Source organism: Chitinophaga rhizophila, from assembly GCF_019492185.1.
Lineage (GTDB): Bacteria > Bacteroidota > Bacteroidia > Chitinophagales > Chitinophagaceae > Chitinophaga > Chitinophaga rhizophila.
In genome coordinates this window covers 464,994-489,462 of sequence record NZ_JAICCF010000005.1, presented here as the reverse complement: position 1 = coordinate 489,462, position 24,469 = coordinate 464,994, and the positions used below count along the sequence as shown (strand labels likewise).

Genomic DNA, 24,469 nt, shown 5'->3' with positions numbered 1-24,469 from the left:
ATGCCGGCTAACTAACATCTTCCACTATCCACGTACAATGAAACAACTACCCATGTTTTGTAATCCGATAAAGACATTCATATGCCTGCTACTATGCGGCATGCTTTCACACGCTCATGCACAGGAAATATCATTAGCCGGCCCATGGCGTTTTCAAACAGACAAGGAAGACAAAGGTATCAGTGAGGCATGGTTTCTTAAGGAATTACCAGGCACTGTGCGCCTGCCCGGGTCTATGACTGAAAACGGGCTGGGAGATGATGTGACCCTCCATACAAAATGGACCGGCTCCATCTATGACAGCTCTTTCTTTTTCCGGGCCAGCCTGGCGCGCTACCGCGAAGAAGGACAGCTGAAGATCCCATTCTGGCTGACGCCCCTTAAACACTATACCGGCGTTGCCTGGTATCAGAAGAGCATCACTATCCCCGCAAACTGGCAGGGAAAGAACCGGCAGCTGTTCCTGGAACGCGCACATACTCAAACTACTGTATGGATTGATAACACCATCATCGGCAAGGGTAACTCGCTGGTAGCGCCACATCAGTTCAATATTCCGCCCCATATCTCAGCTGGTAAACACGTACTGACCGTCCGTATCGACAACCGGCTGGACCAGATGAATGTTGGTCCGGACTCCCACAGCGTGACAGACCATACACAGGGCAACTGGAATGGTCTTACCGGTAAACTGGCATTACAGGCCACTCCGGCGCTGCACATGGCAGATATACAGGTATATCCTGATCTCGCCGCTCAGCAGGCAAGAGTGGTCATCACCACCGTTAACAACAATTCCGCTGCTATACAGGGCAGAATTGTATTGCAGGCGGCGAGTAAAAATACCGCGCGTAAGCATACCACAGCACAGGTAACAGTTGATGTAACTGCCAAACCAAACGATACAACTTTTACCGAAGCGATCCTGCCAATGGGCAACTCATTCCTGCCCTGGGATGAATTTTCTCCGGCACTGTATACACTCTCCGTATCGCTGAATGCTGCCACCGGTGAGCAAAAGCAGGAAGTACGCTTTGGTATGCGGGAAGTGAAAGTAACAGGACAGTCCATCCTGGTGAATGGTAATAAAATCTATTTACGCGGCGACGTTAACAACTGTGAGTTCCCTTTGACAGGCTACGCTCCTATGGATGTTGCTGCGTGGAGAAAATTATTTGCGGTAGCAAAGTCTCATGGACTGAATCACATGCGGTTTCATTCGTGGTGCCCGCCGGAAGCAGCATTTGCCGCTGCAGATGAAGCAGGATTTTACCTGCAGCCGGAAGGTCCTTCCTGGCCCAACCATGGTACCTCACTGGGCGATAACCGCTTCATAGATCAGTACCTGTATGAAGAGACTGCGCGCATCCTGAAAGCCTATGGCAATCATCCCTCTTTCTGCATGTTTGCAGCAGGCAATGAACCTGCAGGACGTAACCAGGTAAAATACCTGCAGCAGTTTGTCACACACTGGAGAAAACAGGATAACCGCCGTGTGTACGCGGCAGCCGCTGTTGGCATGAGCTGGCCTTTGTACAGCGATGCAGATTATATGATTAAATCCGGCCCCCGCGGACTTAACTGGCAAACCATTGCACCTGAGACAGTGAGTGACTACCAGGAGAAAATCAAGACATTTACCATCCCGTATGTTACCCATGAAATGGGACAATGGTGCGTCTTCCCCGACTTCAGCGAAATCAAAAAGTATACGGGCATTACACGTGCACGCAACTTTGAACTGTTTCAGTCAGAACTACAGGCACATGACATGGGAGACCGTGCAAAGGATTTCCTGATGGCCTCCGGCAAACTGCAGGCATTGTGTTACAAGCAGGAGATTGAGAAATCGCTGCGTACACCAAACGGCGCAGGCTTTCAGCTGTTGGGATTGCAGGACTTTCCCGGACAGGGTACTGCGCTGATTGGTGTCATCAATGCTTTCTGGCAGGAAAAAGGTTACCTCACCGCGAAAGAATGGAGCCGCTTCTGTAATGTGACCGTGCCACTTACCCGCATTGCAAAGTTCACTTACAGCAACAATGAAACGTTTGTAACGCCTGTTGAGATCTGTCATTACGGACCACAGGACCTGACAAACGCAGTGGTATCATGGCGTATCACAGATGAGGGCAACGCCGTACTGCAAAAAGGCACATTGCCGGCTACTACTATCAGGAAAGGCGGAAATACCTTCGTGGATAGTATCCGGTTCTCCACTGCGGATATAAAGAAAGCAGCCAGGCTGAAACTGACTGTCAGCGTCAACAATACAGCCGCTGAAAATGACTGGCACTTCTGGGTATATCCTGAAGTAGCGCCGGTGACAGGAAATGTACACTATACAGATACGATTGATGCCAAAACGATGGCGGTACTGGAACAGGGCGGTACCGTGTTTCTGCATGCAGCCGGCAAGGTGGTGAAAGGCAAAGAGATTGTGCAGCATTTTACACCGGTGTTCTGGAATACCTCCTGGTTCAAAATGCGTCCGCCGCATACGTTGGGCATTACCCTGGACCCTGCACATCCTGCATTTAAGTATTTCCCTACGGCTTACCACAGTGACCTGCAATGGTGGGAAATTGTTAATCAGGCGCAGGTGATGCACCTGGAAGATTTTCCGAAAGGATTCCGTCCGCTGGTACAACCTATTGATACCTGGTTTATGAACCGGAAACTGGCGCTGATTATGGAAGCGAACGTTGGTAAAGGGAAGATGATCATCAGTAGTGCGGATCTGACATCAATGCCCGACAAACGGCTGGCGGCACGGCAACTGCTGTACAGCTTACAGCAGTATATGGCCTCAGCTGCTTTCAAACCCGCAGGTACGGTAGACCTGGCAGTGGTGAAGGACCTGTTTGTTTCACCATCTAAAGAGCGTTGGGAGAACTTTACAAAACAGAATCCTGACGAATTGAAGCCTCAGCAGATCACTAAATAATATGTCGATTACCGGTGACGGTATTACCCGGCGTTACGTCTGGTAATACCGTTCTCTTTTCCAGGATGAACCGTTAAAATGATATCAGTTTTATGACCAGATGGCCATAGCGCTTGTTCGTCGCTTGGCCGTCGCTAATTCGTCCCTTGTTCGTCCGGGATTCGTTCGTTCGCCTCTTTTTACGCATTTCCTTACCCCTGGCGGCAAGGCGAAAATTCGACCGCCTATCGGCTGATAGTATTTTACCCGCCTACTTTCATTTGCAACTTAGTTGCAAATGAAAGTTTTTTTGCAGTACCTTTGGTATACCAACATATTATTCAAGTACAGCTAACAGGAAAGTATTATGACAGGAGAAAGGAGTTTTGATGTAATCATCGTAGGCGGCAGCTATGCCGGATTATCCGCAGCCATGGCCCTGGGCCGTGCATTGAGGAAAGTATTGATTATAGACAGCGGTAAGCCCTGTAACAGGCAGACACCGCATTCCCATAATTTTCTGACACAGGACGGCAAGACGCCCGCTGAGATAGCGCAGATCGGCAAAGAGCAGGTGTTGAAATACAGTACCGTCTCTTTTCATACCGGACTGGCAACAGCGGGTAGTAAAACAGCAGATGGCTTTGAGATTACCACTGCCGAAGGCGAAACATTTGCCGGCCGCAAACTGATCTTCGCCACGGGCATTAATGACATTCCGCCGGCGATTGAAGGCTTTGCTGCCTGCTGGGGTATCAGCGTTATTCATTGTCCTTACTGTCATGGGTATGAGGTGAAAGCGGAAAAGACAGGTATTCTGGCAAACGGCGATATGGCTTTTGACTTCAGTAAATTGATTTTCAACTGGACGAAGGATCTGACCATCTTCACGAATGGCCCGTCAACCCTGCAAGCTGCGCAACTGGAAAAACTGGCGTCTCATCATATCAATGTAGTAGAAAAAGAGATTAAAGCCATTGCGCATCAGGAGGGATATCTGCGTGAGCTGGTATTTGCAGACGGCACCACATTCCCTTTAAAAGCCCTGTACGCCCGTATTGGTTTTACACAGCACTGCCCTGTTCCTGAGCAGCTGGGATGTGAACTGACCGAGCAGGGCTACCTGAAGGTAGATGCTATGTACAAAACTTCCCTGCCCGGCGTGTATGCCTGTGGCGATAATACCAGCATGATGCGCTCCGTGGCAAATGCGGTCGCGTCCGGTACATTTGCGGGTGCGGTGGCGAACAAAGATCTGGTGGAGGAAACATTTTAACGGAAGATGATATAGGCAGGCAAAGGGGAGTTGACGGTGTTAGCTGTCAGCTCTCCTTTTTTATTTTTTTAGTCTTTCAGAACAACGCTTCATGTCAAGCTATTGAAAATCAATCCGTCTGTTATGGGTAATATGGCCATGCCGTGCGGCAGTGAACAGTTCCGTCCGGCGACATTCCTGTAACCGGCCCCCAGTGAGCCTTCTGTTATTTTCCATATTAGTTTTCCACATGCTGTTAGTTCCTTTATTTTTTTATTCTCCGTCGCAATGTCACTTTTGTAATCCGGCAGCATATGAAAAGTACTTTATATACGTGACCCGTATGCTGTCCTCCAGCGCCGTTTTTAGGGGAATTACATTGTGAACTCCGGCGGTTGTAACAGCAGCAAAGCATTTACTATAAATATAGAAGGTATGGGAATTTTTGATAAGAGATTACAGTATAAGCCGTTTGAATATCCGGAGGTATTACAGTTCACCGATGCGATCAACAAATCATTCTGGGTACACTCAGAAGTTGACTTCACCGCTGACACGCAAGACTTCCATTCCCACCTGAACCCGGCAGAAAGAACAGCAGTAAAAAACAGTCTGCTGGCCATTGCGCAGATCGAAGTAGCCGTAAAATCCTTCTGGGGTAACCTATACAATCATCTGCCTAAACCGGAAATGAATGGTCTGGGATCTACTTTCGCGGAATGTGAATTTCGCCACTCCGAGGCATATTCCCGCCTGGTAGAAGTACTGGGGTATAACAACCAGTTTGAAAAGCTGGTAGATGTTCCCGTAATCCGTCAGCGTATCGAATATTTATCCGATGCCCTGAGCAGTGCAAAATCAACTAACAAGAAAGAATATACCATCTCACTGATCCTGTTTTCTATCCTGATCGAAAACGTGAGTCTGTTCAGCCAGTTTGCCATCATCCTGTCATTCACCCGTTTCAAAGGGCTGATGAAGAATGTAAGCAATATCATTGCCTGGACATCTGTAGACGAGCAGATACATGCAAACGCAGGTATTTATCTGATCAACAAAATCAGAGAAGAATACCCTGACATCTTCAATGAGGAAACAATTGCAAAAGTAACCAGGCTGGTAAGAGAATCTATTGAAGTGGAAAGCAGGATACTGGACTGGATATTCAGCGAAGGTGAGATTGATACGGTGAGTAAAGAGAATCTGGTAAACTTCATGAAATACCGTGCAGACGACAGTCTGAAAAAGATCAACCTGCCTACACAGTTTAACATCAGCACAGAAGATAATAAACCGATGCTGTGGTTTGAAGAAGAAGTGTTTGCAAACAGTCTGGATGACTTCTTTGCGAAACGCCCGGTTGATTATACAAAACATGACAAGAGCATTTCTGCACTTGATCTGTTCTAACATTTTTATTGGTAACACAAAACGGAAAAAGCATAAGTCATGGCGATAACAGAATTAGCACAGCTGGCAGGTGTGAAGGAGCAATACGAATTGCCTAAGTTGTGGTGGAAGAACTCAGAGAGTGAACAGATCCTTAACAGAGGATATCTGCTGAAAGGCGAAACCGTTGAAGGAGCAATCGACAGAATTTGTACCGCTGCAGCACAGCGTCTTTATAAACCCGAACTGAAAGAAGCATTTGTAGAGATGATAGAAAGGGGCTGGATGAGCCTCAGCTCTCCTATCTGGGCCAATATGGGTACAGAACGCGGACTGCCTATCTCCTGCTTCAACGTGCACATACCTGATAATATAGAAGGTATTACGCATAAACTGGGCGAAGTGATCATGCAGACGAAGATAGGCGGAGGTACTTCTGCTTATTTCGGCGGACTGCGGGCACGAGGTAGCGCTGTAACGGATAATGGTAAAAGCAGTGGCGCTGTTAGTTTCATGCGCCTGTTTGATACCGCTATGGATACCATCTCTCAGGGTGGCGTACGCCGTGGTGCATTTGCTGCCTACATGGATATTGACCATGACGATATACAGGAGTTCCTGTCCATCAAAGACATCGGCCACCCTATTCAGAACCTCTTCTACGGTGTATGCGTGCCAGACTACTGGATGCAGGATATGATTGACGGCGACATGCCGAAACGTGAGATATGGGCAAAAGTACTGGAGAGTCGTCAGCAGAAAGGATTACCCTACATCTTCTTTACTGACAACGTAAACCGTAACAAACCGCAGGTATATAAAGACCTTAACCTGAGCATCAATGCCAGCAATCTCTGCTCAGAGATCATGCTGCCTTCTACAGAAGATGAGTCATTCATCTGCTGCCTGTCTTCCATGAACCTCGAACTGTACGATGAGTGGAAAGACACTGACGCAGTGAAACTTGCTATCTTCTTCCTGGATGCCGTGCTGCAGGAGTTTATTACCAAAACAGAAGGCAATCACTTCCTGGCTGCGGCTAACCGCTTTGCAAAACGTCACCGTGCACTGGGTCTTGGCGTACTGGGATGGCACTCCTACCTGCAAAAGAACATGATCGCCTTTGAAGGCATGCGTGCAAAGCAACTGACGTCTATTATATTTAAAGATATTGCTGACAAAGCAGAGAAAGCTACCAAAGAGCTGGCCTGGATATACGGAGAGCCGGAAGTACTAAAAGGTTATGGCCGCAGGAATACCACCCTGATGGCAATAGCACCTACCACTTCTTCTTCTGCTATATTAGGTCAGACATCTCCGGGTATCGAGCCTTTCAGCAGCAACTACTTCAAAGCAGGGCTGTCTAAAGGTAACTTCATGCGTAAGAATAAATACCTGAAAGATCTGCTGGCACAGAAAGGACTGGACAATGAAGATACCTGGCGCAGCATTATGCTGAATCACGGTAGTGTGCAGCATCTCGAAGAGCTGACGGAGCATGAGAAAGACGTGTTCAAAACCTTTAAGGAGATCAGTCAGCTGGAAATCATCCAGCAGGCCGCTATCCGCCAGCAACACGTTGATCAGGCACAGAGTCTGAACCTGAACATTCCTTCCAACCTGCCGGTGAAGGAAGTGAACAGGTTACTGATCGAGGCCTGGAAACTGGGCGTAAAAACACTTTACTACCAACGTAGCCAGAGTGTGTCAAAAGAACTGGTGAACAGCCTGGTGACATGTAAGAGCTGCGAAGGATAATATTTCAGACAGATACTATAAGGGTGGGTACATGGATATGTACCCACCCTTTGTTTTTGCTAAAGATCCGTTACGCATAAAAGACTTTGTAAACCGGTTGCGGCCTATCCTTAGTATGAGCTGAGTGACGGATCAAAGACTACTCTCATACAGTTATCAGCTTTGTCGTTAAACATGCTGTATCCTTCGGGACCATCATCCAGCGACCATTTGTGCGTGAGGATGTAAGAAGGATCCAGCTTTCCCTCCTGGATAAGATCCAGCAGATGAGGAATATATTTCTGTGCATGCATCTGCCCTGATCTGACCGTCAGTGCTTTGTTCATGAGGATGCCCATCGGGAACTTGTCAACAAAGGAAGAGTATACCCCTACCACAGACAGCGTACCTCCTTTTCTACAGGCGAGAATGGCCTGGCGTAATACGGAGGGCCTGTCGGGCTGCATACGCAGATCCTGTTTGATCTTATCATATGCATGTTCCAGTTTATTACCGCTGCGGGCTTCCATACCTACCGCATCAATGCATACATCAGGGCCTCTCCCGCCGGTTAACGCTTTCAGTTCCTCCAGCACATTCACAGCCGCATAGTTGATGATCTCTGCTTTACCCTGGGACTTTGCCTGTGCAAGGCGGTAGTCAAATCTATCGATAGCGATCACCCTGGAGGCACCCTTCAGCCAGGCACTCCGGATGGCCATCTGACCTACGCCGCCGCATCCCCACACCGCAACGATATCTCCTGGTTTAACAGCCATATCAGCCGCCATATATCCCGTGGGGAGTGCATCTGAAGCAAAGATGCTCTGCTCCCAGGTAACACCGTCCGGAATCTTAAAACAGCCATTATCAGCATAAGCCACACGGATGTATTCAGCATGGCTGCCTGCGTAACCGCCAAACAGGTGTGAGTATCCGTAGATCGCAGCAGTGGGATAACCGAACATTTTCTCCTGCATTTCCGCATGTGGATTTGAGTTGTCGCACAGGCTCCATTCGTCATGCTGGCAATAGTAACATTCGCCACAGCCAATGACAGAACCTACTACAACACGGTCGCCCTTTTTCAGCTTCTTAACTTCAGGTCCGACTTCAACAACTTCACCGTTAAATTCATGACCGATAATATCGCCGGCTTTCATCGTCGGGATATAGCCGTTCACCAGGTGCAGATCCGATCCACAGACAGAAGACAGCGCTACACGTATGATAGCATCTTTAGGATTTAAAATTACCGGGTCTTTTACTCGTTCGATACTTAAATTGCGTGTTCCATTCCAGCAGAGCGCTTTCATATGAACTGGGTTTTATTGGGTTGACAATAATATCAGCAGACTAAACACCAAGCGGTTCTCTACCTGATGGCTGTCCCTGGATGGTCGGTACTTCGCCTGTCTCCATATAACGTTTGAAGTTGCGGAGTTCCTCTTTGATCAGCGATTCAAACAATGGATTCAGTGCGCGGGCTACTACCCTTCCAGCAGGACCGAGTGGCGCGCGGTAGGTAATAACGATGTGCAGCTCTGTGCCATTCTCTCCCGCATCCGCGAAAGTGACTTTTCCTGCATTGTCAATATCAGAACCAGGTAGCGCATTCCAGCCTAACAATACACCTTCTTCCTCTTTTACAATTTCAGCATCCCAGCTCACATTGCCGGGCAGGCCGGGCATATTAGCTACCCAGTTATATTTCCCTCCACCGAGGTCAGTCACTGTTTGCAGATGTTTCATAAACAGCGGCAGATTGGTCAGGTTACGCCAGAAAGCATACACTTCCTGACGTGGGCGGTTAACTGTTAATGTAGCCCTCACATTGATATTTCTTGCCGGATCGGGCATACGCTTTTTGCGTAATACACTATACACCGGACAGTTACCCGTTACCGCACGGTATAACAGGAATGCGCCGGCACCGGCTTTTACGAAACGGGCATTACGTCCTGCAATAGCGTTATACAGCAGAAAGCCGCCTGCTACCGCTGATATGATACGTTCTGTTTGTCCGACGTTAACGTCAGGTTTATTGCCTGTTGAAGAATTTTCGTTCATGTGAAGATGGTTTATAGTTGGTGAAGAGAATATTGTGAAATGATCAGGCATCGTTGGTAACAGGACCGTCAGAAATCCGCTTGCCAAGATGTGCAGGTTTATCTTTTGTCTGATTGATCTTACCAGCGTAAGAAGACACGATACAGATGAAGGAGCCTACACTGAAGTTAAGTACAAGCGCGTTGATAACGATCATAAACAGCCAGCCTTCCGGTCTTTGGCCCTGCGTGTTAGGAGGTGCGCTTTCCGGTCCCAGTACAGATGGTGTGGAAGAAAAGATCTCAGGCATGATGGCCGTCATGAGCAATGCCGCAAAGATCATTGACAGTATTGTTCCGATCAGTGTAGCCAGGTGTGCAGCGATCAGCATGGACACTGTCCGTTGCTTCTCATAAGGCCGGTAGATCAGCTTCAGGTTGTACAATAGAACAGGAATACCAAATGCCGCATTACCAATGTACAACAGGTACATACTTTCATAAGTTCCGTCAGAAAGATGGAAAAAAAGTAATACGCAGTAAAAGACGGCCGCCAGGCAGCCGTACATCAGATATTCCAGCCAGTGTCCTTTTGCAAAAACAGGATTTTTCATGTATTACTTTTAGTCCTAACCGTTGAAAAATCGTACCAGGGGCAAATACTGTCACCGGGGTGTATTTCCACCAGAAAGTGAGCGCTAGTGGCACCACCAGTGTAGCGACTGATCCTCACGTCTGGTCATCCGAGCGCTTCTTTATGTTTTAAGCGTTTCACCACCTTTTGGGGCAGCTTGGCAGCTGGTATCAGTGTGACCAGCATCAGTACGGCAGTGAAAAGAAATCCGTCCCTCAGCGCATAGTGTTCAGCAAGCATACTCTCGTACCCTTTCCCCGTGTAGTGATCATAAATGTAGCTGTGCATGGAACCGCTGACCGCAATACCGATGGAACCGCCCAGCTGCAGGATAAGGCTGTTGAGGGATGTGGCAGTAGCCGTTTGCGCCGCCGTAACAGCGTTGAGCATGGCTGTGGATACCGGCGCTATCAGGAAGCTGATACCCAGCCCCCGTACAATCATAGCTGCTACGATAAACCAGGCAGGCGTGCCGGTGTTGATCTGGGCAAACAGGAAGAAGGAAGCGGATACCAGCACGATACCGAATATGGAGATGTTTCTGATCATCCCATTATCAGCCATCTTACCGGCCACAGGCCGGGTTAACAGCATCACCAGCGCATTGGGTAATAGCAGTAAAGCGCTCTGTATTTCAGTATACTTGAGATAACCCTGTAGTAAAAAGGGCAGGAAAAACATACCGCCAAACAATGCCAGTGAACGGAGCGCTACAATGATAAAAGCCCTGTTGAAAGCAACAATACCAAATACAGAAAGATCCAGCAGGGGCTGCGGCTTGCGGGAAGACCGGATAAACAACCACAGGAAAAAGGCAGTCAGCAGCACACCTGTCATAAACTGCCAGGAAGTAAAGCCGAACTTGTCGCTGGTACTGGTCAGGGTAAACTGTAATAAGACTATGAAACAGACAAATAACAGGTAGCCTTTGAAATCGAATGGCGGATTACAACGCTTGCGCGCCTTGAGAAATCCGAGGTAGCGCATATTCATTAACACAGCAACAATCCCGATAGGTATATTGACATAAAAGATAGCTTGCCAGCCGAGGTATTCTGTTAATACACCACCAAGTGTAGGCCCCAGTGCAGGCCCCATCACGTTGCCGATGCCCCACCATCCGATAGCGCTGCCACGTTCTTTTTTCGGAAAGCTTTCCGAGAGGATGGCCAGTGATGTAGGCGCAATAGATCCGCCGCCTACCGCCTGCACTATTCTGGACAGTACCAGCATCTGTATGCTGCCTGATATACTGCACAGCAGTGAGCCCAGCACAAATACAGCGATACTGGTCATGTACAGGTGGTAATATCCTATCCGGTTCTTCAACCAGTTGGTTAAGGGAATAAACAGCAGGAAAGTGATCATATAGGAGGTGATAACCAATGACACCTCATCAATATCTACATCAAACTGTCTTTGTATGACCGGCAGGGATACATTGACGATACTACTGTCGATAGCTGCCATAGAGGTGCCTATCATCAGTGTGATCAGGACGTGTCTTTTGTCTCTCAACATAACAATCTTGTTTTTCGTACCATACAGCGGGGTGGTATCGAAGGGGCATTAAGAAGGGCGCCTTATCGCTAAGACGCCCTGTTATAAATCATACCGGTTAAAGCTTATAATTGCGCTGGCAGAAGCTATTGCTCTTTGATAGCCTGGAAACCGTTTTCGCCGGGACGTAACACATAGCGGATTGTTTTACGCTGGGGTACTGCGTCGCCTTTATCCGTAGAGAAACTGCGCACCAGGTAGTTCTTGTCGATATAGATGGAATCATGTCCCATATATTCTTTTGACTGTTCGGGCGTCAGATCAGGAAAACTGATTTGTTTACCAGTCTGCTTGTCAAATGCGTAGGCATACACTTTACTGTAGCCGGCACTGTCTTTACCCCTGGTGAAGGCATACACTTCAGGTTTACCATCGCCATTGAGGTCGGCGGTAGACGCGTAATAGATGTCGCCTTCCAGCGGCATATTTACTTCATCAAAGTCGCTTGCGCTGTCACGACCAGTGATGGTCAGTTTTCTCAGCGCACCCTCTCCTTTTGAGTTCACGGAGAATGAGTACTGTTTGTAGGTCAGCTGCTGACTGTAACCACCTTCATCTGCCGAACCGGCAATAGTATCAGTGCCTTCAACAGGCATTGCTTCAGCAGTGCTGTCTCCGCGCTGATCTGTTGATTGTCCGCTGTTACATGCAATAAATGGCGTTAACATACATCCGCACATACCGAGAATAAGTAACTTCTTCATAACTCTAAGTTTTAAACATTCTGAAATCGCTGAGGAGAGAAGGACAAAATGCGTTCCCTTAATGCCAGCTACGCAGAAGAAGTGTTATTTACAGGTGTACAGTTGACCTTTTTCCTTTAAATGTCCTGCGCGTTCCACAGTAAGTTGTCATCTTTCGTGATGATGCCCCTTGCCTGCTCATCTATTGTGCAGATAAATATTGTATATATCTGTACTTGTACGAATCATCGTTTTTATTTCCATTCGATAACTATGACAACGATTGGGTTCATTTGCCGATTGCCTTGAGGTGAAGAGCGACCTAGCTTTGCAATAGTAGAACAGGAACAGCTCTTTGCAGCTTCATTTTAAAAGATAAGATATGAAAAAAACGATGCGATCACTTGTAGCACTTTGTGTGGGAATCACTTTCTCAGCGCAGGCGCAGCAACGTCCGACACTCATCATCCACAATGCCAATATTATTACCCTGGATGATACAAAACCACAGGCACAGGCAATAGCAATAGCAGATAACAGGATCATTGCTGTGGGAAATGACGCCGATATACTGAAGCTGAAAACAAGCCGTACGAAAGTTGTGAAGGCAAACGGCCGCACCCTGATACCTGGTTTGTATGATTCCCACCTGCATGTGATCAGAGCAGGAAGATTTTATAACACAGAGCTAAGGTGGGATGGTGTAAAATCGCTGAAACGGGCACTTCAGATGCTGAAAGAGCAGGCAGCAAGAACACCGGAAGGACAATGGGTAAGAGTAGTAGGAGGCTGGAACGAATACCAGTTTGAAGAAAAGCGCCTGCCCACACTGGAAGAGATCAATGAGGCAACAGGCAATACCCCTACCTTTATACTGTACCTGTATGCGCACGCTTACCTGAATAAGGCAGGCGTCAAAAAACTACAGATCAATGAACATACACCTAATCCTACCGGCGGACTGATTCAGAAAGATGCGGAAGGACAACCTACAGGTTTACTGGTAGCAGAGCCTAATGCATTCATCCTCTACTCTACCCTCGCCAGGTTACCAGAGCTGACGCCAGCAGAAAAGGGTAATTCAACACTGGGCTTTATGTCTGAAATGAACCGCCTGGGTGTAACCAGTGTCATGGATGCAGGCGGTGGATTTCAGAACTTCCCCGATGATTATGGCATTACCGATTCCCTGTTTAAGCTGGGTCAGCTGACAGTACGCCTGCCTTATTACCTGTTTGCGCAGAAAGCGGGCACAGAGCTGCAGGATTACCAGAAATGGATTAGCATGGTGGATATAGAACATCAGCATGGAGAAGAGGCAGAAACAACGTACTTCGTAGAAGGTGGCGGAGAGAATTTAGTAGCTACAGGCGGCGACTTCGAGAACTTCCTGAAGCCCCGTCCTGACCTGCCGGCAGTCATGGAAGCACAACTGAAAGTTGTGATATCAGTACTGGTAAAAAACAAATGGCCTTTCAGGCTGCATGCGACGTATAACGAATCCATCACCCGGTTCCTGAATGTGATAGAAGAAGTAAATAAGGAAACGCCGCTGAACGGACTGCCTTGGTTCTTTGACCATGCAGAAACCGTTTCTATAGAGAACCTGCAGCGTATCAAAGCACTGAATGGCGGTATTGCTATTCAGCACAGGATGGCTTTCCAGGGAGAGAACTTTGTAGGCCGCTATGGTAAAGAGGCCGCCAGGAATACCCCTCCTATCCGCCGGATGCTGGATATGGGACTGAAGGTAGGTGCAGGCACCGACGGTACAAGAGTTGCCAGTTATAATCCATGGGTCGCTCTGTCCTGGCTGGTGACAGGTCAGACAATTGGCGGGCATGAATACACAGCTGATGAGAATAAACTGGATCGTATTACCGCTTTGAAGCTTTACACACAGGGTAGTGCAAGTCTGATCAACCAACAGGGCGACAGAGGTACCCTGAAAAAAGGTTACCTGGCAGATCTGGTGGTATTGAGTGATGATTACCTGAAAACAGCAGCCGGGCAGATTAAAGACATCCATGCACTGCTGACTATCCTGGATGGTAAGATTGTATACGGCGAAGGAGAGTTCAAAGATATATCGCCGGCGTTACCCAAAGCGCTGCCTGAATGGTCGCCGGTCAATTACTACGGAGGATATCAATACAAATAAGACAATTGATAAAAAGAGATCTGAAATGAGTTCAGGTCTCTTTTTGTTTTAGGAGCAGGAGGACGCCTTAGATGGCATATTACCCGTACCGGAAACAACTTTTTTGATGACCTTTACAGCAAAGTAAATTGACCTCTGCAACAAAGCAGCCGCACCAGCAGCCACCTAACTTTGTATCAACAAAAAAAATAAAGGTTATGCAAAAGGTATGGTTTATAACAGGAAGTGCAAGAGGTCTGGGTAAAAGTATTACAGCGGCGGTACTGGCAAAAGGCGATCTGGTAGTGGCCACCGCCAGGAATCCGGCACAGCTGGAAGCATTTGTGCAGCAATATGGCGGGAACATTCTTCCCCTGCAGCTGGATGTAACAGATCATCAGCAGGTGCGCGCAGCAGTAGCAGCAGCAATTGACCGTTTCGGCAGGATTGATGTACTTGTAAATAATGCAGGATTTGGCATTATCGGTGCAGCGGAAGCTTTTACAGATGAACAGGTACGTAGTCAGCTGGAAACAAATCTCTATGCGCCGATAGAGATCACCAGAGTGATATTACCTTATATGCGCAAACAACGCGCTGGCAGGATCATACAGATCAGTTCCATAGGAGGCCGTATTACCAGCACAGGCATCAGCATTTACCAAAGTGCGAAATGGGGCTTATCTGGTTTTGCGGAAGCGCTTGCAAAAGAAGTAGCGCCATTAGGTATCAAAGTCACGTCAGTAGAACCAGGCGGTTTCCGGACTGACTGGGCCGGAGACTCTATGTCTTATGCGCCGGCAATTGAAGGATATGAAACCACTATTGGCGAGCGTACCGAGATATTCCGGACAGGTAAATTTGTACCTAAAGGTCATCCTGACAAAGCAGCTATTGCGATTACTAACCTGGCAGATCATCCGTAACCACCTGTACACCTGGTACTGGGCAGTGATGCAACAGGTCTGCTGCAACAGGTGAATGCAGACAGACAGGAAGAATTTGAGAAATGGTTAGCAGTAAGCGAATCCACAGATGCAGAATAACCGTGATATTCATTATTTTCAGCATAGCTGTGCAGATAACAGCTATGCTATTTTACTTTAACCAGGTATGGGTATGAGCGCTAATAAACAGGCAAAACAGATCAGCTATTCCTGCTATCATACAAGAACAAAGGAAGGAGAACAGTTTGTTGCAGAACATGTATTCAGTTACCAGCTGGCAGGTACCCTTACTATGAATGATGGCGAACGGGAATATGTGTTCCGCGAGAATGAATTTAGGTTCAGCAGACGGAATACGCTGATGAAATTCACCAAACAACCTCCTGCTGGCGGCGACTATAAAAACATATCGGTATTTCTGGATCAGGAGACGCTGAGACGTTTTGGAGAAGCGTATGGTTACTCCGCAGAGAAAGCAGCAGCAGGTCCGCCATTTATTACCCTGCAACCACATGCACTGCTGAAAAGTTATATGGACTCACTGCAACCTTATGATCAGTTTTTGCAGGCAGGTAATGAAGTGCTGCTTTCACTGAAAGTGCAGGAAGCCATTGCTATATTACTACAGACAAATCCACAGTTAAAAGATATACTATTTGACCTTTCAGAACCGGGGAAGATAGACCTGGAAGGCTTTATGAACAGCAACTTTCATTTCAATGTTCCGCTGGACAGATTTGCTTATCTGACAGGTAGAAGTCTTTCTACCTTTAAGCGTGATTTTGAAAGAACATTCAGTACGCCACCCGGAAAATGGCTGCAGCAAAAAAGATTACAGGAAGCATATTACCGTATCAAAGAAAAAGGTGCAGCGCCTTCTGATGTATATCTGGATGTAGGATTTGAAGATCTCTCACATTTTTCTTTTGCTTTCAAAAAGATGTACGGGGCCGCGCCCAGCAAGATCTGAGATCGTATTTCAGCAGAATGTGCATAAAAATAGCTGACACCATACTAATATAATTAGTAATATTGCTAAACAATTTAGCGATAAAAGTATTAGTTCGTAATCAGCCGTCAGCTTATGTCAGGAAAAGCAGATATTATTTCCCAACTGCAAAGGGACATTCTCCGTTTGCAGGGTTTCAGGTCCGCACAGCGTGATCATTCGCCTGTGATTGACCTGGGACAGGTGAATAGCGTTTTCCCCGATCAGACATTTCCTGTTGGCACTATACATGAATTTCTTTGTCCTGTTACAGAACATGCTGCAGCTGCATCAGGATTTGTCAGTGCACTTACTGGTACACTGATGCAATATGGAGGCGCATGTATCTGGATAAGTGTGGCGAGAACGCTTTTCCCCCCTTCTTTAAAAACATTCGGCATAGAGCCTGATAAAGTAATCTTCATAGATCTGCAACGTACCAAAGACGCCCTCTGGGCATTGGAAGAAGCGCTCAAATGTGAAGGCCTTGCCGCTGTTGTAGCAGAGATTCCTGAAATAGGGTTTACACAATCGCGCAGACTTCAGCTGGCGGTAGAACAAAGTCGCGTTACCGGATTCATTTTACGCACTTCTTCCCGACCTGTCAGCGCCACTGCCTGTGCTGCACGTTGGCAGATCACATCCCTGCCCAGCGGTATAGAAGATAATATGCCGGGAGTTGGTTATCCACGCTGGCAGGTGGAACTACTGAAAGTACGTAACGGCCGTACCGGTTCCTGGAAGATGGAATGGTCAGAAAGCAGGTTTACGGTACTCGTAGATCAACCTGTTTCCCTCAATATACCAGATCATCAATTAAAAACCGGGTGATATGGCCGCACGTTTTGTAACAATATGGTTTCGTCATCTATTAACGGACTGGCAGATCCGCCGTCAGCCGGAACTCCAACAGACGCCCTTTGTTTTTGCAGCACCGGTACATGGCAGGATGGTGATCACCGCTACCAGTATACCCGCTGAACAACAAGGCATACGTACCGGCATGCCTGTAGCAGATGCAAAAGCTATTGTACCGGGCCTGCAGGTATTCGATGAACCACCTGGGAAAGGTACACAATTACTGCATGCATTAGGAGAATGGTGCATCCGCTATACGCCACTGGTAGCAGTAGATCTTCCTGATGGACTCATTCTTGACAGCAGTGGCTGCGCACATCTATGGGGAGGAGAAACCGGATATCTGAAAGAAATCATTACCAAACTGCGGGCAATAGGCTATGATGTACGCGGCGCTATGGCAGATACTATCGGCACTGCCTGGGCCGTGAGCCGTTACGGAAGGATTGAACCAATCATAACAAGCGGAGAAGAAGCAGCAGCCCTGATGTCATTACCACCTGCGGCACTCAGGCCAGAACCTGCGGCACTGGAACGCCTGCACAAACTAGGGCTGCATCAGATAGGTAGTTTTATCGATATGCCTGGCAGGATACTACGCCGGCGTTTCGGTCCTTCGTTGCTATCCCGTCTTAGTCAGGCACTCGGGTATGAAATGGAAGGTATACAACCACTCTTTCCTCCGCCTCCGTATGAAGAAAGACTTCCCTGCCTGGAACCTATCGTTACTGCTACCGGTATTGAAATTGCCATCAGCAACCTGCTGGAAAAGTTGTGCAGCCGTTTGCAGCAGGAAGGCAAAGGACTGCGCACCGCTACACTGAAAGCATATCGTATTGACAACAGGATGGTACAGGCTACTATCGGTACTAACCGTGCCTCTCATCATGTAACCCATCTTTTTAAACTATTTGAGTTAAAGATACCATCCATAGCACCCGGACCAGGTATTGAACTCTTTACACTGGAAGCTGAGAAAACAGAAGATGCTGCTCCTACACAGGAAGCACTGTGGACAGCAGGTCCGGGATTAAACAATCCTGCAGTAGCCGAACTGCTGGATAGACTTGCAGGCAAAATAGGCGCTGGCAACATCCGGCGGTATCTGCCAGAGGAACATTTCTGGCCAGAACGTTCTATCAAACAAACGCCTTCCCTGGAAGAAAAACCTGTAACACACTGGCGTACGGATAAACCAAGACCGGTACAATTACTGGCTACACCAGAACCAGTTGAAGTCGCAGCCCCCATTCCTGATTATCCGCCTATGCTGTTCCGGTATAAAGGAGAACTGCATGAAATCAGGAAAGCAGATGGCCCGGAGAGAATTGAAAGAGAATGGTGGCTGGATGGAGGCGAACACCGGGATTATTACACCGTAGAAGATAAAAAGGGACAGCGCTATTGGCTGTTCAGGTCAGGGCATTATTCCGGTCAGCAGTCCCAATGGTTCATTCACGGATTTTTTGCCTGAAAAATAATGTGATATGGAATATGTCGAATTACAGGTCACCAGTAACTTCAGCTTTCTGCGGGGAGCTTCTCACCCCGATGAACTGATTGAACAGGCAGCCTTGCTCGGATACAAAGCGATTGCTATCACTGACCGTAATACCCTGGCTGGCATTGTGAGGGCGCATGCTGCTACCAGGAATAAAGACATCCGTATTATACCTGCCTGCAGACTCGATCTGCTGGATGGTCCTTCCCTGCTAGCCTACCCTACTGATAAAGCCGCATACAGCAGACTATCAGGCCTGCTCACCACCGGTAATCTCCGGGCAGAAAAAGGCGAGTGCCATCTGTATAAAAAAGACGTCTTTGCAAATGCCACTGATATCATTTTTATAGTCATCCCTCCTACTGCACTCAATACACAATTTGACTTTGATATCGCTTTCAAAAACGACTTAAAAGAGTATAAACATGCATTGGGGGACCGGTTATACCTGGCTGTAACCAGGTCATATCTGGGCGATGATCTGAAAAGAATGTACCGGCTATCACAGCTCTCTTACCTGTTTGATATTCCGCTGGCAGCCACGAATGACGTACATTATCATCAGCCGGAACGCCGGCAGCTGCAGGACGTACTGACCTGTGTACGAGAAAAGTGTACTATCTACAACGCCGGCTTTCGCCTGCATCAGAATGCAGAGAGATTCCTGAAACCGGCAAAAGAAATGCACCGCCTGTTCCGGCAATATCCTGAAGCAATCCATAATACCCAGATGATTGCAGATGCCTGCGGCTTCACGCTGGATAGTCTGCAGTATGTATACCCGGAAGAAATCACTTCGGAAGGCCGTACGCCACAGGAAGAACTGGCCTATGTAACCTGGGAAGGTGCAAAGGAGAAATTCGGAGAAGAGGTACCGGCACAGGTATCCACTGCTATCGACTATGAACTGAAGTTTATAGAAGAGATGAACTATGCCGCTTACTTCCTCACTGTATTTGACATCGTACGCTTTGCCAGGCAGCAGGGCATACTATGCCAGGGCCGTGGATCAGCCGCTAACTCGACTGTCTGCTACTGCCTGGGTATCACTTCTGTGAACCCCGTGAAGTTTGACCTGCTGTTTGAACGCTTCATCTCTTCCGCACGCAACGAACCACCTGATATTGACGTTGACTTTGAACACGAGCGCAGGGAAGAAGTAATGCAGTACATCTACAATAAATACGGGCGTGACCGCGCAGCAATAGTTGCCACCGTTACGCAGCAACATCAGAAAGGCGCTATCAGAGATGTAGGTAAAGCAATGGGATTATCTGTAGATACTATTAACCGCCTGTCTTCCTCTATATGGCATTATACAGAAGAGTGGTTTGATGAGCAGCGCGTTGCAGAGCAGGGACTGAATCCGGAAGATCCGCATCTGCAAAAAGTACTGGACCTGACCAGGCAGATGATCGGTTTTCCCAGGCAACTCGGACAACATACAGGCGGCTTTGTCATCACACAGGGAAAGCTGTCTGACCTTTGCCCTATTCTGAATGCACGTATGGAAAACAGGACCTGCATAGAATGGAACAAAGACGATATTGATACACTGGGCTTTATGAAGATAGACATACTCGCACTGGGTATGCTGACCTGTATACGCAAAGCCTTTGACCTGGCAAAGCAGCACTATGACAAGGATTATACGCTGGCCAACATTCCGCAGGATGATCCCAAGGTCTATGATATGATCAGTCATGCCGATACCATCGGGGTATTCCAGATAGAAAGCCGCGCCCAGCAGTCCATGTTACCACGCCTACGCCCACAAAGCTTCTATGACCTGGTCATTGAAGTAGCCATTGTACGCCCCGGCCCTATCCAGGGAGACATGGTACACCCCTACCTGCGCAGGCGCAACGGGCAGGAACCCATTGAATATCCTTCTAAAGAGCTGGAAGACATTCTGGGTAGAACACTGGGGGTACCACTATTCCAGGAACAGGCTATGAAGATAGCTATTGTAGCAGCAGGGTTTACTCCTGCGGAAGCAGATGAACTGCGGCGCAGCATGGCCACCTTCAAACTGAAGGGCGTCGTCGCAAAGTTTGAAAGGAAACTGATAGAAGGGATGGCCAGGAAGAATTATCCGATAGAATTTGCCAAGCGCATCTTCAGGCAACTGGAAGGCTTCGGCAGTTACGGCTTTCCGGAAAGTCATGCCGCCAGCTTTGCCCTGCTGGTATATGTCTCTTCCTGGCTCAAATGTCACTATCCGGATGTATTTGCCTGCGCATTGCTTAACAGTATGCCGATGGGCTTTTATCAACCCGCCCAGATTGTCAGCGACGCGCGTAACCACCATGTAACGATCCTGCCTGTAGATATCAATCATTCCCACTGGGACAATACCCTGGAAGCGCCGGTCGGCAAATTCAGGGCTTTACGCCTTGGCTTCCGGCAGGTAAGTGGTCTGCGCCGGGAAGACATGGAAACACTGTTATTGGCCCGGAAAAACGGCTTTAAAGATATTCTATCACTCAGAGAGGCAGGTGTGCCCCATGCTGCACTCGAAAAACTGGCAGATGCAGATGCATTCAGATCCGTAGGCCTGGATAGACGAAAGGCGTTGTGGGAAATATCCTCCCTGCATGACAGACCCATAGGTATGTTTACCGGACAAGCATCAGAAAGCGCCACAGAACAACCGGTGCTTCTGCCTGAAATGTCAGCACCCGAACATGTAGCCCAGGACTACAGCGCGCTATCTCTTTCCCTCAAAGCACACCCCGTTAGCTTTATAAGAGAAAAACTCAGCCTGCTGCATATCTCTTCCGCCAGCGACCTGGCCGGCATCAAAGATGGTATGCCTGTAAAGATTGCAGGACTGGTACTCGTCAGACAGCGCCCCGGCACCGCCAAAGGCGTCTGCTTCATCACTATAGAAGACGAAACCGGCTGCGCTAACCTCGTTGTCTTTCACCAGCTTTTTGAGAAATACAGGAAAGAAATACTACAGGCCCGCTTACTCATGGTAGAAGGTAAACTACAACGGGAAGGTGAAGTAGTGCATGTCGTTGTGAAACAATGTTATAACTTCAATAAGATGCTGCACCAGGTGATCACTGCCAATGAGCCTGCAGCTACTGAAAGTATCAAAATACCCGGAGCGCGCAACTTCAAATAACACGATAACCTATTACTGTACAATAAGTTGGCATCCCCTTTACTTATGGACTACTTTTTGAGATGTATATCACCATATTAGCCAACGTAATGACAGAATCAGGCAAACTATTTACTTTAAACCTTTGATGATGAAAACAAAAATATGGGCCAATTTCGGTGTCAGCGATCTGCATCGTACCACCAGCTTCTATCAGGCACTAGGGTTTACATCAAATGGGGCCTTAGACCAGCTTACCAGCTTCTTCTTCGGGGAGAACAATTTTGTGATTCATTTCTTTCTGAAAGAGATACTGCAGCCTGCCATGCAAGGACCTGTCATTGATACTGCTACCGGAAATGAAATCATATTTACCCTTTCTGCGGATAGTATAGCTGCAGTAGATGAATGGGAACAAAAAGTAGTACATGCCGGTGGTACCATTATCTCCAGGCCGGCAGCTTTTGGCGAAGGATACTATGGATTTGTATTCGCTGATCCCGACGGGCATAAGTTTAATGTATTCCACATGTAATGCAACGCCGACTCGTCCACTCAGTCTGGCAGATCCGCAGAGAAAATAACAATACATTATGTTCTCACGGGCGCTTCTTCATACAGAAATTTGTACTTTACACTAAATACCTGACCATGAAACGTCTTTTGCTTGCTGCCCTTTTCGCCCTTCCATTTCAGGGGAGATCACAGGCTATACAATCTCCTTCATTCAATGATATGATTGCAAAAACATGGAAATTAGAATATTATGGAGATAATGGCACAAAGATGCCGCCATCCCCTGAGCAAAAACAGGACAGGATGATTTTCTATAAAGATTACCGGGTAGTATCTATTGAAATGGGAAAAACACAACAAGCCACCTGGAAATATGACACAGCCACAAAAAGACTGACAGTCATTGATAACCAAAGCAAAGGAAAAACTGACCTGCAGGTACTGAAACTGGACCAGCAGCGCTGTGTGCTTAGTTACAAAGACCCGGCAGGCAGCGAGCTTGAAATACACATGCTGGCAGTAGAGAAATAGCTATTTACCTTTTATTTCAATCCAGACCGGCGCATGATCGCTGGTCTTTTCCCATCCCCTTACCTCGCGGTCTACTCCCGCAGCTTTCAGGCGCTTATCAAAATGAGGGCTCAGCAGAAAGTGGTCAATACGAAGACCGGCATTGCGGCCATAGGCATTCCTGAAATAATCCCAGAATGTATAGATCGTCTCGTCGGGATACAACTTGCGGATAGCATCCGTCCAACCCAGTTCCACCAGCTCCTTAAATGCTGCTCTGGTTTCCGGTCTGAACAGTGCATCATCCACCCAGCGCTCAGGCTTATATACATCCCGCTCTGTCGGCATCACATTATAATCGCCCGTCAGGATAACGGGCAGGTCCTGATCCAGCAGCTCTTTCGCGTGCACAATCAGCCGGCGGAACCAGTTTAATTTGTAGTCAAACTTAGGCCCGGGGGCCGGATTACCATTTGGCAGATACAGACATCCCAGCAGAAAATCGCCATTGACTACCGCTTCTATATAACGGCTGTGCGCATCTTCAGGATCTCCTGGCAGCGCCCTCCTTACTTCTTCCAGCTGCAGATTCTTAGACAATATCGCCACTCCATTCCAGCTTTTCTGTCCATGCCAGATGGCATTATAGCCAGCGTCCTGAATGGCCTTCTCCGGAAACTTTTCCTGCGGGGCCTTCAGCTCCTGCAAACAAACAACATCAGGAGCAGACTCTTCCAGCCAGCGCAACAGGACAGGTAAACGCCCATTGACGCCATTTACATTATATGTAGCTATTTTCATGGCAGCCTATGTATTTAATAGTGGATACTGTATCAATATCATGCCACTTCGTGGCAGCTGCAATTTATTATTTTCAGGATAACCCGGTCTAAAATAATACAGGCATTGTACCGCAGTCAAACGGTACAATGCCTGTAACATCAGTTGAAATTAGTGTAGCTTGACCTTCACTACCTCACCAGACTCTTTCACTTCAACAAACTCTTCTATTCTGTCTGAATGACTTACATTGTAATACGACCGCGTATAATAGTCTGTGCGCCCGTACCCGTTATAGCCACTACCGGAATATACATTCTGCCCATGCGTGGTAGACCATCCAACTATCGCCTGAAGGAAATACCTGCCGGGTTTCATCTCCGTAAAGGTAAAGTTGCCGTAGCTGTCTGTCCTTGTCTCCAGGCGGAAGCGGTATGCCTCATCAGACATATACACGTAGGTACGTTTACCTTCTTTTTTACGACGCATCTGGTACCAGGCATCAAAATAAGGCGTTACGGGAAACAATATAATTTTGGTGTTTGTCGCATAGATCTTCTCAGCCAGCAGGGGCTTGACCCCGAAACTGTTCTTCTCTTTAGTAAACGCAATCCCCTGAATCGTTCCTTTACCCCTTTTCAACTGTTCACGGGCTGTTAAGGAGTCAAAGGCAAATTCAGGATACAACACCTTCGGCGGTTTAGGTCCGCGTTGAGCAAAAGACATACCTGTCAGGCATACGAATGCCATTGTCATGAAAGAAATCGCAATTCTCATTATAATTAATCGTTGGTTAGCATATGGCTATTAAAACACTCTTTATCAGGGTGTTCAGGTCTTTCTATCAGGGTCTTTGCTGTGCATTGTGTTTACGACAGGCGCTAA

General features: G+C 47.6%; 19 protein-coding genes. 12 read left to right on the top strand and 7 right to left on the bottom strand.

The window, feature by feature from the left end:
- Positions 1-37 precede the first annotated feature (37 nt).
- The 4 genes from K1Y79_RS26290 to K1Y79_RS26275 all read left to right on the top strand — a co-directional run bounded on the left by K1Y79_RS26290 (position 38) and on the right by K1Y79_RS26275 (position 7,328).
- Positions 38-2,947: an exo-beta-1,4-galactosidase gene (locus tag K1Y79_RS26290; RefSeq protein WP_236059853.1), complete on the top strand. Its 2,910-nt coding sequence runs from the start codon at positions 38-40 to the stop codon at positions 2,945-2,947.
- 346 nt (positions 2,948-3,293) lie between these two features.
- Positions 3,294-4,202, top strand: a complete 909-nt coding sequence (locus tag K1Y79_RS26285) for an NAD(P)/FAD-dependent oxidoreductase (RefSeq protein WP_220253191.1) — start codon at positions 3,294-3,296, stop codon at positions 4,200-4,202.
- A 414-nt stretch (positions 4,203-4,616) separates the two neighbouring features.
- Positions 4,617-5,591, top strand: coding sequence for a ribonucleotide-diphosphate reductase subunit beta (locus K1Y79_RS26280; RefSeq protein ID WP_220253190.1), 975 nt, complete (start codon positions 4,617-4,619; stop codon positions 5,589-5,591).
- Positions 5,592-5,630: 39 nt separating this feature from the next.
- Positions 5,631-7,328 carry a ribonucleoside-diphosphate reductase subunit alpha gene (locus K1Y79_RS26275; protein WP_236059852.1) on the top strand — a complete coding sequence of 566 codons (1,698 nt, stop codon included), beginning with the start codon at positions 5,631-5,633 and terminating at the stop codon, positions 7,326-7,328.
- Between the two features lie 110 nt (positions 7,329-7,438).
- On the opposite strand, the gene K1Y79_RS26270 is transcribed toward K1Y79_RS26275, so the two are convergent.
- The 5 genes from K1Y79_RS26270 to K1Y79_RS26250 form a co-directional block, all read right to left on the bottom strand.
- Positions 7,439-8,623, bottom strand: coding sequence for a zinc-dependent alcohol dehydrogenase (locus K1Y79_RS26270; protein WP_220253189.1), 1,185 nt, complete (start codon positions 8,621-8,623; stop codon positions 7,439-7,441).
- 40 nt (positions 8,624-8,663) lie between these two features.
- Positions 8,664-9,377: a YgaP-like transmembrane domain gene (locus K1Y79_RS26265; RefSeq protein ID WP_220253188.1), complete on the bottom strand. Its 714-nt coding sequence runs from the start codon at positions 9,375-9,377 to the stop codon at positions 8,664-8,666.
- 43 nt (positions 9,378-9,420) lie between these two features.
- A complete protein-coding gene (locus K1Y79_RS26260) occupies positions 9,421-9,969 on the bottom strand; it encodes a hypothetical protein (protein WP_220253187.1) in 549 nt (182 codons plus the stop codon).
- Positions 9,970-10,094: 125 nt separating this feature from the next.
- On the bottom strand, positions 10,095-11,510 hold the full coding sequence (locus tag K1Y79_RS26255) for a DHA2 family efflux MFS transporter permease subunit (RefSeq protein WP_220253186.1): 1,416 nt from the start codon (positions 11,508-11,510) through the stop codon (positions 10,095-10,097).
- Between the two features lie 125 nt (positions 11,511-11,635).
- Positions 11,636-12,253 carry a hypothetical protein gene (locus K1Y79_RS26250; protein ID WP_220253185.1) on the bottom strand — a complete coding sequence of 206 codons (618 nt, stop codon included), beginning with the start codon at positions 12,251-12,253 and terminating at the stop codon, positions 11,636-11,638.
- 361 nt (positions 12,254-12,614) lie between these two features.
- Here K1Y79_RS26250 and K1Y79_RS26245 point away from each other — a divergent pair, with 361 nt between their 5' ends.
- The 8 genes from K1Y79_RS26245 to K1Y79_RS26210 all read left to right on the top strand — a co-directional run bounded on the left by K1Y79_RS26245 (position 12,615) and on the right by K1Y79_RS26210 (position 22,825).
- On the top strand, positions 12,615-14,393 hold the full coding sequence (locus K1Y79_RS26245) for an amidohydrolase (protein WP_220253184.1): 1,779 nt from the start codon (positions 12,615-12,617) through the stop codon (positions 14,391-14,393).
- A 197-nt stretch (positions 14,394-14,590) separates the two neighbouring features.
- On the top strand, positions 14,591-15,298 hold the full coding sequence (locus tag K1Y79_RS26240) for an SDR family NAD(P)-dependent oxidoreductase (RefSeq protein WP_236059851.1): 708 nt from the start codon (positions 14,591-14,593) through the stop codon (positions 15,296-15,298).
- A gap of 193 nt (positions 15,299-15,491) precedes the next feature.
- The gene (locus K1Y79_RS26235; RefSeq protein ID WP_220253183.1) at positions 15,492-16,289 is read left to right on the top strand and encodes a helix-turn-helix domain-containing protein; all 798 of its coding nucleotides are present in this window, start codon (positions 15,492-15,494) and stop codon (positions 16,287-16,289) included.
- 114 nt (positions 16,290-16,403) lie between these two features.
- Entirely contained in the window at positions 16,404-17,138 is a 735-nt protein-coding gene (locus K1Y79_RS26230; protein WP_220253182.1) for an ImuA family protein, read from the top strand.
- A gap of 1 nt (position 17,139) precedes the next feature.
- Entirely contained in the window at positions 17,140-18,639 is a 1,500-nt protein-coding gene (locus K1Y79_RS26225) for a Y-family DNA polymerase (protein ID WP_220253181.1), read from the top strand.
- Between the two features lie 13 nt (positions 18,640-18,652).
- On the top strand, positions 18,653-21,799 hold the full coding sequence (locus tag K1Y79_RS26220; protein WP_220253180.1) for an error-prone DNA polymerase: 3,147 nt from the start codon (positions 18,653-18,655) through the stop codon (positions 21,797-21,799).
- A 130-nt stretch (positions 21,800-21,929) separates the two neighbouring features.
- Positions 21,930-22,313 carry a VOC family protein gene (locus K1Y79_RS26215; RefSeq protein WP_236059849.1) on the top strand — a complete coding sequence of 128 codons (384 nt, stop codon included), beginning with the start codon at positions 21,930-21,932 and terminating at the stop codon, positions 22,311-22,313.
- 116 nt (positions 22,314-22,429) lie between these two features.
- A complete protein-coding gene (locus K1Y79_RS26210) occupies positions 22,430-22,825 on the top strand; it encodes a hypothetical protein (protein WP_220253178.1) in 396 nt (131 codons plus the stop codon).
- On the opposite strand, the gene xth is transcribed toward K1Y79_RS26210, so the two are convergent.
- Both xth and K1Y79_RS26200 read right to left on the bottom strand, forming a co-directional pair.
- Complete coding sequence (xth, locus tag K1Y79_RS26205) at positions 22,826-23,605, bottom strand: exodeoxyribonuclease III (RefSeq protein WP_220253177.1); 780 nt, start codon at positions 23,603-23,605, stop codon at positions 22,826-22,828.
- Positions 23,606-23,755: 150 nt separating this feature from the next.
- Positions 23,756-24,361, bottom strand: coding sequence for a hypothetical protein (locus K1Y79_RS26200; RefSeq protein ID WP_220253176.1), 606 nt, complete (start codon positions 24,359-24,361; stop codon positions 23,756-23,758).
- Positions 24,362-24,469: the final 108 nt, after the last annotated feature.

What these genes read in the sequence shown, in the direction of transcription:
- K1Y79_RS26290 (WP_236059853.1), top strand. Translation starts at nt 38, where the DNA reads ATGAAACAACTACCCATGTTTTGTAATCCGATAAAGACATTCATATGC.
- K1Y79_RS26285 (WP_220253191.1), top strand. Translation starts at nt 3,294, where the DNA reads ATGACAGGAGAAAGGAGTTTTGATGTAATCATCGTAGGCGGCAGCTAT.
- K1Y79_RS26280 (WP_220253190.1), top strand. Translation starts at nt 4,617, where the DNA reads ATGGGAATTTTTGATAAGAGATTACAGTATAAGCCGTTTGAATATCCG.
- K1Y79_RS26275 (WP_236059852.1), top strand. Translation starts at nt 5,631, where the DNA reads ATGGCGATAACAGAATTAGCACAGCTGGCAGGTGTGAAGGAGCAATAC.
- K1Y79_RS26270 (WP_220253189.1), bottom strand. Translation starts at nt 8,623, where the DNA reads ATGAAAGCGCTCTGCTGGAATGGAACACGCAATTTAAGTATCGAACGA.
- K1Y79_RS26265 (WP_220253188.1), bottom strand. Translation starts at nt 9,377, where the DNA reads ATGAACGAAAATTCTTCAACAGGCAATAAACCTGACGTTAACGTCGGA.
- K1Y79_RS26260 (WP_220253187.1), bottom strand. Translation starts at nt 9,969, where the DNA reads ATGAAAAATCCTGTTTTTGCAAAAGGACACTGGCTGGAATATCTGATG.
- K1Y79_RS26255 (WP_220253186.1), bottom strand. Translation starts at nt 11,510, where the DNA reads ATGTTGAGAGACAAAAGACACGTCCTGATCACACTGATGATAGGCACC.
- K1Y79_RS26250 (WP_220253185.1), bottom strand. Translation starts at nt 12,253, where the DNA reads ATGAAGAAGTTACTTATTCTCGGTATGTGCGGATGTATGTTAACGCCA.
- K1Y79_RS26245 (WP_220253184.1), top strand. Translation starts at nt 12,615, where the DNA reads ATGAAAAAAACGATGCGATCACTTGTAGCACTTTGTGTGGGAATCACT.
- K1Y79_RS26240 (WP_236059851.1), top strand. Translation starts at nt 14,591, where the DNA reads ATGCAAAAGGTATGGTTTATAACAGGAAGTGCAAGAGGTCTGGGTAAA.
- K1Y79_RS26235 (WP_220253183.1), top strand. Translation starts at nt 15,492, where the DNA reads ATGAGCGCTAATAAACAGGCAAAACAGATCAGCTATTCCTGCTATCAT.
- K1Y79_RS26230 (WP_220253182.1), top strand. Translation starts at nt 16,404, where the DNA reads ATGTCAGGAAAAGCAGATATTATTTCCCAACTGCAAAGGGACATTCTC.
- K1Y79_RS26225 (WP_220253181.1), top strand. Translation starts at nt 17,140, where the DNA reads ATGGCCGCACGTTTTGTAACAATATGGTTTCGTCATCTATTAACGGAC.
- K1Y79_RS26220 (WP_220253180.1), top strand. Translation starts at nt 18,653, where the DNA reads ATGGAATATGTCGAATTACAGGTCACCAGTAACTTCAGCTTTCTGCGG.
- K1Y79_RS26215 (WP_236059849.1), top strand. Translation starts at nt 21,930, where the DNA reads ATGAAAACAAAAATATGGGCCAATTTCGGTGTCAGCGATCTGCATCGT.
- K1Y79_RS26210 (WP_220253178.1), top strand. Translation starts at nt 22,430, where the DNA reads ATGAAACGTCTTTTGCTTGCTGCCCTTTTCGCCCTTCCATTTCAGGGG.
- xth (WP_220253177.1), bottom strand. Translation starts at nt 23,605, where the DNA reads ATGAAAATAGCTACATATAATGTAAATGGCGTCAATGGGCGTTTACCT.
- K1Y79_RS26200 (WP_220253176.1), bottom strand. Translation starts at nt 24,361, where the DNA reads ATGAGAATTGCGATTTCTTTCATGACAATGGCATTCGTATGCCTGACA.